Source organism: Siminovitchia sp. FSL H7-0308 (genome assembly GCF_037980985.1).
Lineage (GTDB): Bacteria > Bacillota > Bacilli > Bacillales > Bacillaceae_C > Siminovitchia > Siminovitchia thermophila.
Genome location: NZ_CP150282.1, coordinates 1,473,420 through 1,490,353, shown reverse-complemented (window position 1 = coordinate 1,490,353; position 16,934 = coordinate 1,473,420). Strand labels below are relative to the sequence as shown.

Below are 16,934 nucleotides of genomic sequence, written 5' to 3'. Positions count from 1 at the left end.
CTCACTTCTCCCTTCTGGTTGTGTCTCGTGAATGAAACATGTTCGGTCGCTTTCTTTCAAGTGTGGGAGGAAGCTGAAAAAAAGATTTTATCGTATTGGCAAGACTGATTCTTGTTGCCAATTGTAAATAGGGTACTCCAAACACTCGAATGTTGGCCAAATATAACGTAACGGAAAATACCGATAGAAAAAAGCCAAAAAACCCAAAAAAAGATGAGATGATCAACACAAAAAATCGAATGAGACCCACAATTCCCACTAATGATTGATTAATCAAAGTAAAGATTGCCACACTTGAAGCCGCGATGACGACCAGCATTGACGGGCTCGTTAATCCGGCTCTGATCGCCGCATCACCAATAATCAAGCCGCCGACAACACTTAATGTTTGCCCCACCTGTACTGGCAGCCGCAGCCCCGCTTCACGAAAAAGCTCAAAAAGCAAAAGCATAATAAGGGCTTCTACCGCCCCTGCCAACGGGATCCCTTTCCTGGATTCAATGACGGTCGCGAGCATCGCAATGGGCAGTTGACTTTGATGGAATGAAGTAATGGCCACCCAAAAACCAGGCAAAAAGGACGCAATTCCGATCGCAAACAAGCGGATAATCCGCCCAAAACTAACATAAAGGGAAGGATATTCGGAGTCTTCCGCACCCTTGAGCAATAACATAAAATTAATGGGGACGATCACTGCATAAGGGATGTTATCAATCAATAAGATGATGCGGCCGCTCAAGAGCGCTTTGACAATCCAATCAGCCCGGGGACTGTAATCATGTGTAGGGAACAAGTATAACTTCTTATCGACAAGCTGCATGAATTGATGACCGCTGTAAATGGCATCAATATCTATTTTTTGAATGCTGTTTATGATTTGATCCAAAATTTCACGGTCCACTATATCATCTATATAAAGAACTTTTATGGCTGTCTTGGACCTTCGTCCAACCGTCATTTCTTCGGAACGCAAAGAGTTTGTCGGCAGACGTTTGCGAATCAGGGCCATATTGATCGCGATATCCTCCACAAAGTTATCCCGGGACCCTTTGATGGCAATTTCCATCCCTGACTCTTCGGGCTCCCTCTGAGGCTTCCTCTCCATATTGACAGCAAGAAGCAAGCCCTCGTCCTCAAAGAAAAAAATCCCATAGCCGGAAAATATCTTCTTAATGACCTCTTCTTTCGTATAAATGATAGTAGCGTCCTGTAATTGAAGCTTATCTAATATATCCCGATCACGTGACAACAAAGGGATATTATTTTTTTGGAAAAATTGTTCGAAAGCAGGGAGCACATGATCATTCAAGTATGGAGAATCAATCATTCCAATACAAAACAACAGCAATCCTTCCGTGTTATGAACATAAACTTTTTGAAAATGAATATCAGAGCACTTTTCAAATAGCTGTCGCAATTCTTCCTCGTTTACTTCAAACGTGTTTTGAGTGATTGATTTTTTATTCTTTAAATCGTACTTTTTCCTCCATTTCAAAACGATTTCCTCCTTTTTTCCTTTCTTTTAACGAAAAAAATAATGAGTGAAATAATGATGGATATCGTTAAATAAAAATAAAGCGATAAAGGCATGAATACACTTTTTAATAATTGATAATGCAAATCATCCCTGACCGGTATCAGAGATACTATAGTCGTAAGCCCCGCAATGACTAACAAAACAATGACTTTCAATTTCTTGGTTTTAAACCGAAAAATTTCAATCGCTGTCACAAACATGAGTGTTATACGAATGAATGCGCCTGACAACCATTGATAAATGGACAAAAAGTCGAGATGTTCCACATATCTTCCAATCGAAACGAGCCCCCATTCTTCGAAGGCCGTAAACCGTTGATTCGCTGCTTCTTTGGGGCCAAATTCGATAATGCCGCCAATAAGCGGGCCAACCGTGAGAAAAAAAAGCACGATCACTAACAAAACAATATTTCGGTAACGGGCTTGTTCGGCAAATTTATGTTGCAAAAAAATGAGCAAGATGATTTCGGCAAACCCGGAGCCCGGGTACACCATGCCTTTTACAACCGGTTCAAACCCATGTTCCAGCAACGGCTTTAGGAGAGAGTAATCTTTCACTTTTATATTTGCGAAAGCGACGAAGAATCCAAAAACAACAACGAACGCCAATATAAAGATATTCGCAATAGAAATGGTTCTAAGACTTGTACAGGCAGCCAGAACGCAAAGGGTTATAATTAAAATGGTCAGTGACCATGAAGGGGTATTTTGTAAATACGTAATTTTTGTCCACGTTATCGTCTCCCTTAGGGTGATCATCCCCAAAAAGATAAAATAAAGATATATAATTCCGCCGAGAGCAGCAGCAAAAGGTTTACCAATCCGCTTCTTTAACCATGTATACAAATGCTCCTGATTCGTAGTCTTAATAATATAAAAAAGAAGGAACCCCCAAATAATTGTAAGTGCGGCCGCAACAACCGCCGATATCCAAGAGTCCCTTCCAGCTGTCTGAATGAGTGGCGTAATCATGATGACATGATTGTGCAATCCAATGGCCGTCATGCAAAGAAAAATGAATTGCAAATTTGTGATAGTGTCTTTTTGTTTCATCAAGGATTCCTCTTTCATATGGAAGCGTCTGAAAAAATGACATTCCGATTTTAAAATCACTATCAAGTTGGAACAGAGTAATATATGACACATATTTCCCTTTAGGGGTAAAAATTATGAGTAATCATTCTAAACGTTAGGAATATGGTAAGTGGAAATACAGAGGATTTTTCATAAACCCAGACATACAAAAAGCACCTGGCGCGCAATCGTTAGTGAGAAGACGATTGGCGAGGCGGGATAGTTATAGCAGTCACACTAAGATTTACTTTCTTCACATCGCAAACAGCATCATGAAATACTCAGCTTTCCCTTACGAGCCGAACAGCTTGCTTCCAAACACTCATGATTGCTTCTAAAACAAACTTCGCGCAGCTTGCGCCGGGCTAAATAGCGCAAGAGATGCGCTAGTCTGTATCTGAATAAACTTCAAGCTGTTTTGTGATCAGATGAACAAGGATTCTCTGGGTTCGCGAGAGCGCAAGAGATGCGCTAGTCTGTATCTGAATAAACTTTCAAGCAGTTTTGTGATGAGGTGAACAAGGATTCTTTGGTTCACGAGAGGGCGCGCAAGAGATGCGCTAGTCTGTATCTGAATAAACTTTCAAGCTGTTTTGTGATCAGATGAACAAGGATTCTTTGGGTTTGCGAGAGGGCGCAGATGCAGACTTTGTTGACTTGCCACAGTAATCCGAAATCTCCTCAGCGAAAAAACAACCACTCAGAAAAAACGGGGCTTTTTCAAGGAGAAGAGAGCGAAATACCCTAGTTGCTAGGCGTTAAAACTGGACACGCCGTTTGCTTCATACGAATATTCGCATAAAATGTTCAAATAACGTCATTAACATAAAAAATTCCCCTGCGACTTCAAGTGAGAGGAACTTTCTTTACAAAAAAAGACTGCAGTCCTCACTGCAGTCAACCATTCACCCAACCATGGAAGCGGACGAATCACTGTGAAGGACACGTACAAATTTTCCTTCACAGTATGGATAACCCGCCTTTGTAATTTTCACTTTTACGAGTTTCCCGACCATTTCTTCGTTTGCAGGAAATACTACTTTCAAGTAATTGTCAGTATATCCTTCATATAAGCCGCTTTCCGGGTTTTCTTTAAACGGCTCTTCCGGGATCACTTCCAGCACTTCATTTTCAAAGCGGGAAGCATATTCTTTTGCCAATTGATCGGAAAGGGCAATGAGCCGGTGTACACGTTCATTTTTAACGGATTCAGCGATTTGGTCTTTCATTCTCGCCGCAGGTGTCCCGGTTCTCATCGAATATGGGAATACATGGAGCTCCGAGAATTGATGCTTCTTAATAAACTCATAGGTCTCCATAAACTCCTCTTCCGTTTCACCAGGGAAGCCCACTATCACATCAGATGTAACGGCTAAATCTGGAAGAGCTTTTTTCAAGAGCTCAAGGCGCTCTGCAAAAAATTCCATCGTATATTTTCTGCGCATTCTTTTTAATACAGTGTTTGAACCTGACTGCAGTGGAATATGCAAATGCCGGACAACAATGTTGGACTTGTCGATCACATCTATTACTTCATCGGTCAGTTGGCTGGCCTCAATCGAAGAAATCCTCAGCCTTTTTAATCCAGTTACGTTAGCCTCCAAATCACGAAGCAAAGCGGCCAAATTATAGTCTTTCATGTCTTCTCCATACCCGCCTGTATGAATGCCTGTAAGAACAATTTCCTTATAGCCTGCATCAACGAGCTGTTGTGCCTGGCGAACGACTTCTTGAGGATCTCTTGAGCGCATTAAACCGCGTGCCCAGGGAATAATGCAAAATGTACAAAAATTATTGCATCCTTCCTGGATTTTAAGGGAAGCACGTGTACGATCTGTAAAAGCAGGGACATCCAACTCTTCATACACACGGTTCTTCATGATGTTTTTAACTCCATTGATTGGCTGGCGTTCCTGTTTATATTGCTCAATGTAATCAAGCATTTTAACACGATCTTGCGTTCCTACAACGATATCCACACCAGGAATGGCCATGATCTCAGCAGGAGAGGTTTGCGCATAGCACCCCGTCACACAAATAACAGCTTCCGGATTTTTCCGGATTGCGCGACGGATCACTTGCCTGCTTTTTTTATCACCAGTGTTGGTTACCGTACATGTATTGATGACATAGACATCAGCCGTCGATTCAAAATCCACGCGCTCATATCCATTCTGTTTAAACAGCTGCCAAATGGCTTCCGTTTCGTAATGGTTTACTTTACAACCCAATGTATGAAAAGCTACGAGAGACATATTATCACTCCATTAATTCAAAATGATAAGAAATGGCTGCCATGGCATATAGCGGCGCCGTTTCCGTTCTTAATATCCTGGGGCCCAATCCGCAGCATACAAAGCCGTTATCCGTAAGCAGCTCTGCTTCCCGCTCGGTCAAACCACCTTCCGGACCGAAAACAATGATGATTTTTTCACCTTTGTTCACTCCGGAAAGCTTCCTGGCAAATTGGCTTCGGTCACCCTGTTTTGCTGTTTCTTCATAAGCTACGATTTTATGATGAAAATCTTCGCTGAAAACCAAGAGTTGTTCAATAGACAATGGAGAGTGCATTTCCGGAACCGCTTGCCGGTGGCTTTGTTCCGCAGCTTCCTTTGCAATTTTTTTCCATCGTTCCAGTTTTCTGGCTGATTTTTTCTCATCCCATTTTACTACGGAGCGGTCTGCATTGAAAGGGACAAACTGTGAAGTGCCCAGCTCGGTTCCTTTTTGGATCACCCATTCCCATTTATCCCCTTTGGGCAGGCCGCTCGCTATTGTCACATGAACCGGGAGTTCTGTAGCCCTGTCTTCCCATCCAATAATCCGCGCTTTCACAGTATGATCTTCCAGGGATGCAATCGTTGCCTTTGCAGCCTCTCCACCGTTGAATACAACCCAAATATCATTTCCCGGCTTCATTCTCATGACATTGACGATATGATGATAATTGTCTCCTGATAAAAGAACGGTTTCCTGGCCTTGATATTGACCATCAAGAAAATAACGTTGCATGTTTTACACCCTCTAATTCACTCTTCTGGCAATCATCGCTACCCAATCTTCCGTGATCATTGTTTCTTCTATTTGAAATCCTGCTTCATGCAGCGCATCAGCGACTGAATCTTTCTTCTGCAGGATGATGCCGGAAACAATAAAGTAGCCATTGCGTTTGCAAACTTCAGCTGCCGCCTTGGAAAAGCGGACGATCACTTCAGCCAGTATGTTGGCCACGATCACATCAGCGCTTTTTTCAATGCCTTCAAGAAGATTGTTTTGTCTTGCTGAAACGATGTCTTCTACACCATTTAAAGCGATGTTCTGCCGGGCAGCTTCCACTGCCACTTCATCTAGATCAAGGGCCGTGACTTGTTCGGCCCCCAGTAATGATGCCGCAATACTTAATACACCTGAACCGGTCCCTACATCAATGACAAAGTCTTCCGGTTTGACTGTTTTTTCAAGAGCCCGAATACACATGGCAGTGGTGGGATGAGTCCCGGTCCCAAATGCCATTCCTGGGTCCAATTTAATGATTAATTCGTCACTGTTGCCAGTTTCATACTCTTCCCATGAAGGAACAATTGTCACACGCTCTGATACTTTGACAGGATGATAATATTTTTTCCACGCTGTAGCCCAGTCTTCTTCCTTCACTTCCGCAACCTTGACAAGATTTTTTCCAATATTAATTTGGTATTGAGGAAGTTTTGATATTTGTTGTTGAATGGTACTTACTGTTTCTGCATGTTGGGCATTGACAGGCAGATATGCTTTTATAATGACACCTTCATCGGGAAAATCCGCCGGATTCAATTCATATATTTCTCCAAACTGATCTTCCCGCTTCTTATCCAGGTCTTCCCTATCTTCTATTGCAATGCCTGCAGCGCCAGCTTCATGCATGATATGACTGATGGGCTCAATCGCTTCATTTGTCGTATAAACACTGATTTCTGACCATTTCATGGTTAATCCCCTTTAAAAGCGCGCTTCATTTTATCGAAAAAGCCTTCATGCTGCTCATCAAGCGACTCTCCGCTCATTTCGGCAAATTGGCGAAGCAAGTCTTTTTGCTGATCGGAAAGCTTTGTAGGCGTTACAATTTTAACGAGAACATGCTGGTCTCCTCTGCCGTAACCGCGCACGTTTTGTACACCTCTGTCACGAAGGCGGAAACGCGTTCCGGTTTGGGTGCCGGCAGGTATTTTTAACTTGACCTTTCCGTAAAGTGTCGGCACTTCAATTTCATCCCCCAGGGCAGCCTGGACAAACGTGATTGGCATCTCACAATAGATGTCATCACCGTCTCTTTCGAAAAACTCATGCGGGCTTACTCGGAAAACAACGAATAAGTCTCCCGGTGGACCACCATTGATTCCGGGCTCCCCTTGGCCTGCTACACGCATTTGTTGACCGTCGTCCACGCCTTTGGGGATTTTGACACTGATTTTCTTCCTTTTCTTTACTTTCCCTTCGCCATGGCAAGTCCGGCACTTTTCTTTGATAATCTTGCCCGTTCCATGACAGTATTGACAGACACGCCGGTTCACAATTCTTCCAAATGGCGTATTTTGTTCAATATTTAACTGGCCTGTTCCGTGACAATGATGGCATGTGTCGGATGAAGTTCCGGGTTTGGCTCCGGAGCCCCCACATGTATCGCATGATTCTTCACGCGGTATTTCAATGATCGTTTCTTTCCCGAAAACAGCTTCTTCAAATGTCAATGTCATATTATACTGCAAATCAGCACCTTGCCGCGGTGCGTTTGGATCTCTGCGTCCACCGCCAAAAAAGGTGCTGAATATATCTTCAAATCCCCCGAAGCCGCCAAAATCGCCGCCTCCAAAACCTTGCGGCCCTTCGTGACCGAACTGGTCGTACTGGGCTCGTTTTTGATCGTCGCTTAATACTTCATATGCTTCGGTGATTTCTTTAAACTTTTCATCTGCGCCAGGCTCTTTATTAATATCAGGATGATATTTTTTGGACAAACGGCGATAAGCCTTTTTAATCTCATCTTTTGTAGCGTTTTCCGATACACCAAGCACTTCATAGTAATCACGCTTACTCATGTCTCCACACTCCCGAATCTTTTCACATAACTTTCATTTTACCATAATTGATGGACTGATTAAAAGGAGAATAACTTTTTATCCTCACATGAAGAAAAGTCAAAGCCTGTAACGTGGCTTTGACTTTTCCTATCTGCAAACATGTTATTTTTTAGACTTGTCGTCGTCCACTTCTTCAAACTCGGCATCGACTACATTGTCGTCCCCGCCGGCGGCATCTTGCCCCTCGGCCCCTTGTTGTGCCTCGGCTTGCTTTGCGGCTTCTTCATATAGTTTCATGGACAAGTTTTGCACGATCTCCTGTAGAGCGTCTTTCTTTTGCCTTACTTCTTCCATGTCATTTTTTTCAATCGCCGCTTTTAAGGCATCTTTTGCTTCTTCGGCTTTTTTCACTTCCGCTTCATCCACTTTGCCTTCGAGGTCTTTCAAAGTTTTTTCGGTCGTGAAAATGAGTTGATCCGCTTCATTTCTCAGTTCAACTTCTTCTTTCCGCTGTTTATCTTTTTCCGCATTTTCCTCGGCTTCTTTAATCATGCGTTCAACTTCCTCTTCAGATAAACCGGAGGAAGATTTAATGGTTATGTTTTGCTCTTTTCCAGTACCGAGGTCTTTGGCACTTACATTCACGATGCCGTTTTTATCAATGTCAAACTTGACTTCTATTTGCGGGATGCCCCGAGGTGCCGGAGGAATATCCGTCAACTGGAAACGACCCAACGTTTTATTATCCGCTGCCATAGGACGTTCACCTTGGAGTACATGTATATCCACGGCAGTCTGATTATCCGCAGCAGTTGAAAAGACTTGGGATTTGGATGTCGGAATGGTTGTGTTGCGTTCAATTAGTTTTGTAAATACACCACCCATTGTTTCAATCCCAAGCGATAGCGGGGTTACATCAAGAAGGACAACATCTTTGACATCGCCTGCCAATACTCCGCCTTGGATCGCCGCACCCATCGCTACGACTTCATCGGGGTTTACACCTTTATGCGGATCTTTTCCTGTCTCTTTTCGAATTGCTTCTTGAACCGCCGGAATTCGGGTAGATCCCCCTACTAGAATGACTTTATCAATTTCTGCAGCCGATTTTCCCGAGTCTTTAATGGCCTGGCGTGTAGGACCCATCGTTCTTTCAACGAGCTCAGAAGACAGCTCTTCAAATTTCGCGCGTGTTAAGGAAATTTCCATGTGCAATGGTCCCGCTTCTCCCGCAGTGATGAAAGGCAGGGAAATTTGCGTTTGCGTCACACCGGATAAATCTTTCTTCGCTTTTTCAGCTGCATCTTTCAAGCGTTGGAGGGCCATCTTATCCTGTGATAAGTCAATCCCATGCTCTTTTTTAAATTCATCAACAAGGTAGTCGATGATTACCTGGTCAAAGTCGTCTCCGCCCAATTTGTTATCTCCGGCTGTTGCCAACACTTCAAAGACGCCATCGCCAAGCTCAAGAATGGAGACGTCGAAAGTACCTCCCCCAAGGTCATAAACGAGGATCGTTTGATCTTCATCAAGCTTTTCCAAACCATATGCAAGCGCGGCAGCGGTTGGTTCGTTGATGATCCTTTCGACTTGAAGACCCGCGATCGTTCCGGCATCTTTCGTAGCCTGGCGCTGAGAGTCGTTAAAATAGGCTGGTACGGTAATAACCGCTTTTTCAACTTTCTCTCCAAGATAATCTTCGGCATAAGACTTTAAATGTTGCAAAATGATCGCCGACAGTTCTTGAGGAGTGTAACTTTTCCCTTCGATATCCTCTTTGTGATCACTTCCCATATGGCGCTTGATGGAAATGACTGTATTAGGATTTGTAATCGCCTGTCTTTTAGCCACTTCACCAACTTGGATCTCACCATTTTTAAAAGCGATCACCGAAGGTGTCGTCCGATTCCCTTCCGGATTGGGAATTACTTTCGGTTCTCCTCCTTCTAGTACGGATACACACGAGTTTGTTGTTCCCAAGTCGATTCCGATAATTTTACTCATTTTCCGAATAACCTCCTTCACAATATGTACGAGCTAAACAACACTATTTGCTAACTTTTACCATCGCTGGGCGAATGACGCGGTCTTTTAACATGTACCCCTTCTGAAATTCCTCAACCACGATGTTTTCGCCTGCTTCATCGTCTTCCGTTTGCATAACAGCTTGATGGAGATTGGGGTCAAACTCTTTGCCGACAGCTTCGATTTGTTCTGCCCCTTCACTTTTCAAAGCCTCAATGATGCTCTTGTATACCATGTTTACCCCATCGAGCAGCGCTCTTGTCTGCTCATTATCCGGCTCAATCTGCATGGCACGCTCAAAGTTGTCTAACGCCGGAAGCAAGTTTGTAATTAAATGCTGGGCTCTATATTTTTCATCCGCTTCCTTGTCGAGTTTAACGCGCCGGCGGAAGTTATCAAAATCGGCGAGAAGGCGTAAATAGCGGTTTTCGTATTCTTGTAGCTTTGCTTCAAGCTCTTCTATTTTCTTTGCCTGGTCCTCGGAATCACCCTCCGGGCCCTTTGCATGCTCTTCGTTCGATTCCGCATGTTCCTCTACGGCTTCCACGCCGCTTTCATTCATTTCTTCTTCTGACTGCAATTGTTCTTTCTGTTCTTCTTGCATGTCTTCACCTCCTTAAAATTTCATAAAAAATTGACACGGAAAAGTGGAAATCAGCAGAAATCTGCCGATTTCCTTGAACCATACCATTTACTGTTATCATTCCATAAACAGTTTTGTCAAGGCATCACTCATATCCTTACTCAAGTAGTCAAGCAAGCTGATGACGCGAGAATACTCCATCCTTGTCGGGCCTAAAATGGCAATTGTTCCAACCGGCTCTTTCGCAATCGAGTAAGTGGCCGTGATCAAACTGCAGTCTTCCATCTCGGTAATTTCATTTTCTTTGCCAATCTTGACATGGATGCCGTTCGGGATATGCCTAAACAGTTCATAAAACCCTTCTTCCTGCTCTATTAAGTTTAATAGAGATTTCACTTTATGAATATTATGGAACTCGGGCTGGTTGAGCATATTTGTTTTTCCGCCAAAAAAGATCTTTTCATTTGCCGGAATATCGATCGATTCCAAAATGGATCTTAAAATAAAATCATACTGATGTACATTCTTTCGAAGGATTTCTGCCACTTCATGTTGGATTTTTTCTTTTAATTCAGCAATCGGCACTCCCGCCAATTTCTCATTTAAAATATTGACAAGCTTCTCGATATTACCGGGCGCATAATGTTCAGGCAAAGTAAACATGCGGTTTTCCACGTGGCCGGTATCGGTTATGATGATGGCCACTGCCTTATCTTTGGCAAGCGGCACGATTTGCAATTGCTTCAGCTTATGTTCTTTAACTGCAGGCCCAAGAAGAATGGCCGTGTAGTTGGTCAATTCCGATAAAGTGCTGGCTGACTTTTGAACAACATCCTCCAGCTCATAAATTTTTTCCGCAAAAATGGAATGAATCATCTTTATTTCGTGATTGAGCAATATTTGCGGAACCAATAAATGGTCGACATAATATCTGTATCCTTTTTCTGATGGAATCCTCCCGGAAGACGTATGAGTTTTCTCAAGAAAGCCAAGCTCTTCCAAATCGGCCATTTCGTTGCGAATTGTTGCCGAGCTCAAATTGATTCCTTGTTTTTTGGACAGGCTTCTGGAGCCGACTGGCTGAGCAGATCTGATAAAATCATCAATAATGACTTGTAAAATACGAAGTTGACGATCAGTCAGCATCACTTATCACCTCTGTTAGCACTCTCGTTATTTGAGTGCTAAATCTAATATAAAAGTATCAAAATGGCGTGTTGATGTCAACGATATTTGACTCATTACGAAGCAAAACGATCATCCGGTCAAAAATGACTGAAACACTTCATTTCCTAGAAAAAGCCCTTGCTTTGTCAATTGGAGCCGATCACCTTTTTCGGTTAACAACTGTTTGGAGATCAACCTTGCAATTTCCCTGCCAAAAACCTCTTTTGGATGAGCTGAAAATTTGTCCTGAAAACAGATCATATTTACCCCGTCCTTTTTCCGAAGCCCAAGAAACATTTCTTCTTCCATTGCTTCCCTAGGCGTCACTTCATGTTCCGTGAAAATGGGCAATGTTCCAGCAGCCAACGGTTCCATATATTTTTTTAACGGACCGTAGTTGGCATATCTTTTCGCATTCACATAACTGTGCGCACCAGCCCCAAAACCAAAATAGGGCTCATTATTCCAATAAACGAGGTTATGTTTGCTTTCAAAACCCGGCTTGGAAAAATTGCTTATTTCATATTGACAAAGTCCGTTTTTTTCCATGCTATCCATCAGGTCCTCATACATCCGAGCTTCTAATTCTTCACCTGGCAGTTTCAGCTTTCCCTTTCTCAATAAATTGTAAAACACCGTCTTTGGCTCCACGATTAAGGAGTAGCCGGAATAATGAGGAAGTTCAAGCGCAAGCGCCTCCCGAATTGTTATCAAAAAGTCTTCTTCCGTCTGCCCGGGCAAAGCATAAATTAAGTCAATGCTTATATTTGTAAAACCTTCCTTACGGGCAAGGTCGACGGAGCGGTATACATCTGCTGCACGATGAGAGCGGCCGATCTTTTCTAAAAGCTCGTCATTAAAAGATTGGACACCGATGCTTAATCGGTTTACCCCATAACTTTTCAGGATTTTCAGTTTCTCTTCAGACAAATCCCCCGGATTTGCTTCAAACGTAAATTCTCCTTCTTTATATGGAAGATGTCTCTTGATAGCTTTGCAAAGTGTCTCGAGTTGCCGTTCATTCAATGATGTCGGGGTTCCGCCGCCAACAAATACGGTTTCCAAGCTGGCATACGGATACAGTTCGCTATAGATTGAGAACTCTTTTTCAAGCATGTCCAAATACTCATCTACAGGCTGGGTATGAAGATAAAATTTATTGAAATCACAATAATGGCAAATATGCTCACAAAATGGTATATGGATATAAGCGGCCTTCAATTTGGTCACAACCTTGTTTTTTAAATAGTTCCTCCGAAGTGGAAAGGGAAAGAGACGGAACCAGTTCCGCCTCCTTCAAAAATACAGCATTTGATTTCCCGGATGCTCTCATTCACTCACTCTTAGCTTATATCGCTGTTTTGCCAAAATGCTGCGCCTAGCATCTGAAGGTCGCAAGCCTGTGAAAGTATTAAACCGGGGCAGTCGCATTTGCATCGTCGCCAAGCAAGATGCAGCTTTTTCAAAAATGTTACATGATTTTCAAAGACAAATCCGCTTGGCTGGAAAGCTGCCTCGGGAAACAATTGGCTCTATTTTCCCGGATCATCCATTTTTAATACAGCCATAAATGCTTCTTGAGGCACCTCTACGGACCCCACTTGTTTCATCCGCTTTTTTCCTTCTTTTTGCTTCTCCAACAATTTACGTTTACGGGAGACGTCGCCTCCGTAACATTTGGCCAAAACATTCTTGCGTATCGCCTTGATTGTTGATCTGGCAATGATTTTGTTGCCAATGGCCGCCTGGACCGGCACTTCGAATTGCTGGCGGGGAATAATATCTTTCAGCTTTTCTACGATCGATTTGCCACGGTCATATGCAAAATCCCGGTGTACAATAAAGCTTAACGCATCCACTTTTTCACTGTTTAATAATATATCCATTTTGACAAGTTTGGATTCTTTATAGCCTACAGGCTCATAATCAAAAGACGCGTAACCTTTCGTACTGGATTTTAATATATCAAAGAAATCATAGACAATCTCCGCAAGAGGAATTTCATAAACGACGTTAACCCGGATATCATCCAAGTATTGCATGTCAATGAAATTGCCGCGCTTTTCCTGCGAAAGTTCCATGACTGCCCCAACATAATCGTTCGGCACCATCATAGACGCCCTCACATATGGCTCTTCCACCCGCTCAATTTGTTGAGCGTCGGGCATATTGGCAGGGTTATCAACATTTATTTCGGTGCCGTCATTTAAATACACCTTATAAACGACACTTGGTGCGGTCGTAATCAAATCAATTTTAAATTCCCTTTCGATCCGTTCCTGGATGATTTCCATGTGTAAAAGCCCCAGAAATCCACAGCGAAATCCAAAGCCAAGCGCCTGCGAAGTTTCTGCCTCATATTCCAATGATGAGTCATTTAATTCGAGCTTCTCCAAAGCTTCTCTCAAATCATTGAACTTCGCTGAATCAATCGGATACAGACCGCAAAAAACCATCGGGTTCATTTTCCGATAGCCGGGGAGAGGCTCCGGAGCGGGGTTGGCGGCGCTTGTAATCGTGTCCCCTACTCTTGTATCTCCGACATTTTTAATAGAGGCCGTAATAAACCCGACATCCCCTACCGTCAATTCGTCTACCACCATTGGTTTCGGTGCATGAACACCTACTTCAACTACTTCAAACTCTTTCCCGTTCGCCATCATCTTAATGCGGTCACCGGCTTTAACCGTACCTTCCACAATTCTGATATAGGCAATGACACCCCGGTATGCATCATAAAGCGAGTCAAAAATCAGTGCTTTTAATGGGGCCTCCGGGTCACCTGTTGGCGCCGGGACCTTTTCAACAACTTGTTCCAAAATTTCATCAATACCGATTCCTGCTTTTGCCGAAGCAAGAACAGCCTCGGATGCGTCCAAACCGATCACATCTTCTATTTCCTGTCTAACTCTCTCCGGGTCTGCTGCTGGCAAATCAATTTTATTAATAACCGGAAGAATTTCCAGGTCATTGTCAAGCGCCAGATAGACGTTTGCCAATGTTTGCGCTTCAATCCCCTGTGCAGCATCCACAACAAGCAGGGCTCCTTCGCATGCCGCGAGACTCCGTGATACTTCATACGTAAAATCGACGTGTCCGGGCGTGTCGATTAGATGAAAAATATACTCTTCTCCATCTTTCGCTTTGTAAGTCAATTGAACAGCATTTAGCTTTATCGTAATACCCCGCTCACGCTCTAAATCCATAGAATCAAGAAGCTGGTTTTTCATCTCACGCGACGAAAGGGCTTCTGTTTTCTCCAATATGCGGTCTGCCAAAGTAGACTTTCCATGGTCAATATGGGCAATAATCGAGAAATTTCGTATCCTTTCCCGTCTCTTTATTCTCTCTTTTTGATTCATTATGTTCTTCACTCCTGTTAATCGGCGCATGTAAACTAGAATAAATTATATCAGTCCATTATTCAATAAACAAAAAAAGCGCATATGCGCTTTATCCGGCAATCCGCCAAATGGAAGATGGATATACGTTCAACTGACAAACAGATCAACCAATTTTTGGGTCACATTGGTCACAGTGTTGCCAAGTGCTCTCCCCAAGGAAGAAAAAAAATTGAAGGATTCCATTTCCTCCAGCTTCTTCTTTTTGTCTTCCAATGTTTCCATAGAATGAACCTCATTGCCAAGCAAAGCGGCTTCCATATTCCCGTCATCTCCTTTTTTCAAGTGAACGGGCGACGGAAGCGAGGTGTCTTCATATCCTTTCATCGAGCGCATTCCTTCATTTGCTTTTTCCATGCCGATCAAGACACCGATGAATAACAGAAACACTGAAATAACGCACTTCAGGAAAAACTTGCCCATATCATTACCTCTTTCATGACACTTCTCTATTCATATATATGTATCAATAGAGTTGCTAGAACAAACACAAACAGCTTGCTTTTATCTTTTATCTAGTTTTAAAACCGACATCCTCTTGGTCAACATTCGTATGAAGGGCTGCATTTAAACCAGAAGCGATCAAGTTTCCCATGTCTTCAATAAATACATCCACTTCTTTTGGCGTCACCATTAAATTATGTCCGAGCGGAGCCAATACCTCATGAATGAGTCGTCTCTTTTCATTTTCATCGAGCATGCCAACAATCCCCAGAAACGTTTTTCGCCCCGCTTCTTCAGGCAAATCTTCATTCGTCAGCTTTCTTTTTTCGCCAAATGATAGGCCCGCAGGGGACAATGAACGAGAAGGTCTTCCCGATTCATCCATCTCCCTTCCGAAATGTTTGAGAATAAAATCAATCGTATCACTCGTAATCGTTACCGCATCGACTACAGTGGGCACTCCAATGGAAATCACGGGGACTCCGAGGGTTTCTTTGCTCAATTCTTTCCGCTTATTGCCGATCCCGGAGCCGGGGTGTATACCCGTGTCCGAAATTTGAATCGTACTATTGACTCTTTCAATTGACCGGGAAGCAAGAGAATCAATCGCGATAATAAAATCCGGCTTAGATTGTTCAGCAACGCCGAAAATAATATCACTCGTTTCAATGCCGGTAAGCCCCATCACCCCGGGAGCAAGCGCACTGACAGGCCGGTACCCTTCATCAACATGTTCAGGCTGTAATTCAAATAAATGTCTTGTTACAATTAGACGCTCACAAACGATAGGACCGAGTGCGTCAGGCGTCACATTCCAATTTCCGAGGCCGACAACTAAACAGCTCGCCGTTTTGGGAATATGTAAATTCCTTAAAAAGCGGCTAAACTCTGCGGCGAAAATCTTCTGCACTTTTTGCTGAAGCGTGGCATCCTGACTGCGGATTCCTTGAACCTCAATCGTCAAATAATGCCCGGCTTTTTTCCCGATTTTCTCCTGGGCTTCCTCTGTAATCGTCACTTGGGAAATGTGGACCTCATCAATCTCCCTTTCTTCAGTAATGACACCCTCGAGCTCCTGTTTGCCACTGTCGGCTTTTTTCTTTCTTGCATGGAGGTCGATCGCCATTTCATACGCCTCTTTTGCCAAGTCCGTCCTGACTGAATAAGCGCTTAAATCCAACTGTTCATCTTTCAAATTTGTTGTGCCTCCTTATGCCATGTCTTACTAACACATTTTCTCCTTTCCGGCGGAAATTCATTCATGGTACGATGGGATGACAATTTGTATTGCAATATAAAAGTCTCTTTGATAAAATACTCTTGTTCTATAAGATAACGAACAGGTATATCGAGTAGCCAATGGTGTCAGGAGGTGAATAGAATGCCAAACATTAAATCCGCCATTAAACGCGTGAAAATTAATGAAAATAAATATGCCCAAAATTCAGCTTTCAAATCAGCTATGCGCACAGCTGTGAAAAAGTTTGAAGTGGCTGCTGAGCAAAATGAGGAAAATGCACAAGATCTTTTTAAAAATGCTATCAAGCAATTGGATAAAGCTGTAACAAAAGGACTTATCCATAGAAATGCGGCCAACCGCCAAAAAGCACGCTTAGCCAAAAAATTAAACAATCTTGGTGCGTAACC

General features: G+C 43.1%; 14 protein-coding genes. 1 reads left to right on the top strand and 13 read right to left on the bottom strand.

Annotation, left to right across the window (positions count from 1 at the left end):
• Nucleotide 1: 1 nt before the first annotated feature.
• From MHB50_RS06975 to gpr, 13 genes are all read right to left on the bottom strand, one after another.
• Nucleotides 2-1,495, bottom strand: a complete 1,494-nt coding sequence (locus tag MHB50_RS06975; RefSeq protein ID WP_340085065.1) for a spore germination protein — start codon at nucleotides 1,493-1,495, stop codon at nucleotides 2-4.
• Entirely contained in the window at nucleotides 1,492-2,589 is a 1,098-nt protein-coding gene (locus MHB50_RS06970; RefSeq protein WP_340085064.1) for an endospore germination permease, read from the bottom strand. Before MHB50_RS06970 ends, MHB50_RS06975 begins: the two co-directional genes overlap by 4 nt.
• A 926-nt stretch (nucleotides 2,590-3,515) precedes the next feature.
• Nucleotides 3,516-4,865, bottom strand: coding sequence for a tRNA (N(6)-L-threonylcarbamoyladenosine(37)-C(2))-methylthiotransferase MtaB (mtaB, locus tag MHB50_RS06965; RefSeq protein WP_077110639.1), 1,350 nt, complete (start codon nucleotides 4,863-4,865; stop codon nucleotides 3,516-3,518).
• A 4-nt stretch (nucleotides 4,866-4,869) separates the two neighbouring features.
• Entirely contained in the window at nucleotides 4,870-5,622 is a 753-nt protein-coding gene (locus tag MHB50_RS06960; RefSeq protein WP_339162823.1) for a 16S rRNA (uracil(1498)-N(3))-methyltransferase, read from the bottom strand.
• 12 nt (nucleotides 5,623-5,634) lie between these two features.
• A complete protein-coding gene (gene prmA / locus MHB50_RS06955) occupies nucleotides 5,635-6,576 on the bottom strand; it encodes a 50S ribosomal protein L11 methyltransferase (protein ID WP_077110636.1) in 942 nt (313 codons plus the stop codon).
• 2 nt (nucleotides 6,577-6,578) lie between these two features.
• A complete protein-coding gene (dnaJ, locus tag MHB50_RS06950; RefSeq protein WP_077110634.1) occupies nucleotides 6,579-7,685 on the bottom strand; it encodes a molecular chaperone DnaJ in 1,107 nt (368 codons plus the stop codon).
• 144 nt (nucleotides 7,686-7,829) lie between these two features.
• On the bottom strand, nucleotides 7,830-9,671 hold the full coding sequence (gene dnaK / locus MHB50_RS06945) for a molecular chaperone DnaK (RefSeq protein WP_077110632.1): 1,842 nt from the start codon (nucleotides 9,669-9,671) through the stop codon (nucleotides 7,830-7,832).
• Between the two features lie 43 nt (nucleotides 9,672-9,714).
• On the bottom strand, nucleotides 9,715-10,296 hold the full coding sequence (grpE, locus tag MHB50_RS06940; protein WP_077110631.1) for a nucleotide exchange factor GrpE: 582 nt from the start codon (nucleotides 10,294-10,296) through the stop codon (nucleotides 9,715-9,717).
• 96 nt (nucleotides 10,297-10,392) lie between these two features.
• Nucleotides 10,393-11,421, bottom strand: a complete 1,029-nt coding sequence (gene hrcA, locus MHB50_RS06935) for a heat-inducible transcriptional repressor HrcA (protein ID WP_077110629.1) — start codon at nucleotides 11,419-11,421, stop codon at nucleotides 10,393-10,395.
• Nucleotides 11,422-11,532: 111 nt separating this feature from the next.
• A complete protein-coding gene (gene hemW / locus MHB50_RS06930) occupies nucleotides 11,533-12,663 on the bottom strand; it encodes a radical SAM family heme chaperone HemW (protein ID WP_340085063.1) in 1,131 nt (376 codons plus the stop codon).
• Between the two features lie 311 nt (nucleotides 12,664-12,974).
• Nucleotides 12,975-14,807: a translation elongation factor 4 gene (lepA, locus tag MHB50_RS06925; protein ID WP_339165626.1), complete on the bottom strand. Its 1,833-nt coding sequence runs from the start codon at nucleotides 14,805-14,807 to the stop codon at nucleotides 12,975-12,977.
• A gap of 126 nt (nucleotides 14,808-14,933) precedes the next feature.
• The gene (locus MHB50_RS06920) at nucleotides 14,934-15,266 is read right to left on the bottom strand and encodes a YqxA family protein (protein WP_077110624.1); all 333 of its coding nucleotides are present in this window, start codon (nucleotides 15,264-15,266) and stop codon (nucleotides 14,934-14,936) included.
• A gap of 88 nt (nucleotides 15,267-15,354) precedes the next feature.
• Nucleotides 15,355-16,482 carry a GPR endopeptidase gene (gpr, locus tag MHB50_RS06915; RefSeq protein ID WP_077110622.1) on the bottom strand — a complete coding sequence of 376 codons (1,128 nt, stop codon included), beginning with the start codon at nucleotides 16,480-16,482 and terminating at the stop codon, nucleotides 15,355-15,357.
• 186 nt (nucleotides 16,483-16,668) lie between these two features.
• On the opposite strand from gpr, the gene rpsT reads away from it, so the two are divergent.
• Nucleotides 16,669-16,932, top strand: a complete 264-nt coding sequence (rpsT, locus tag MHB50_RS06910) for a 30S ribosomal protein S20 (protein ID WP_077110620.1) — start codon at nucleotides 16,669-16,671, stop codon at nucleotides 16,930-16,932.
• Nucleotides 16,933-16,934: the final 2 nt, after the last annotated feature.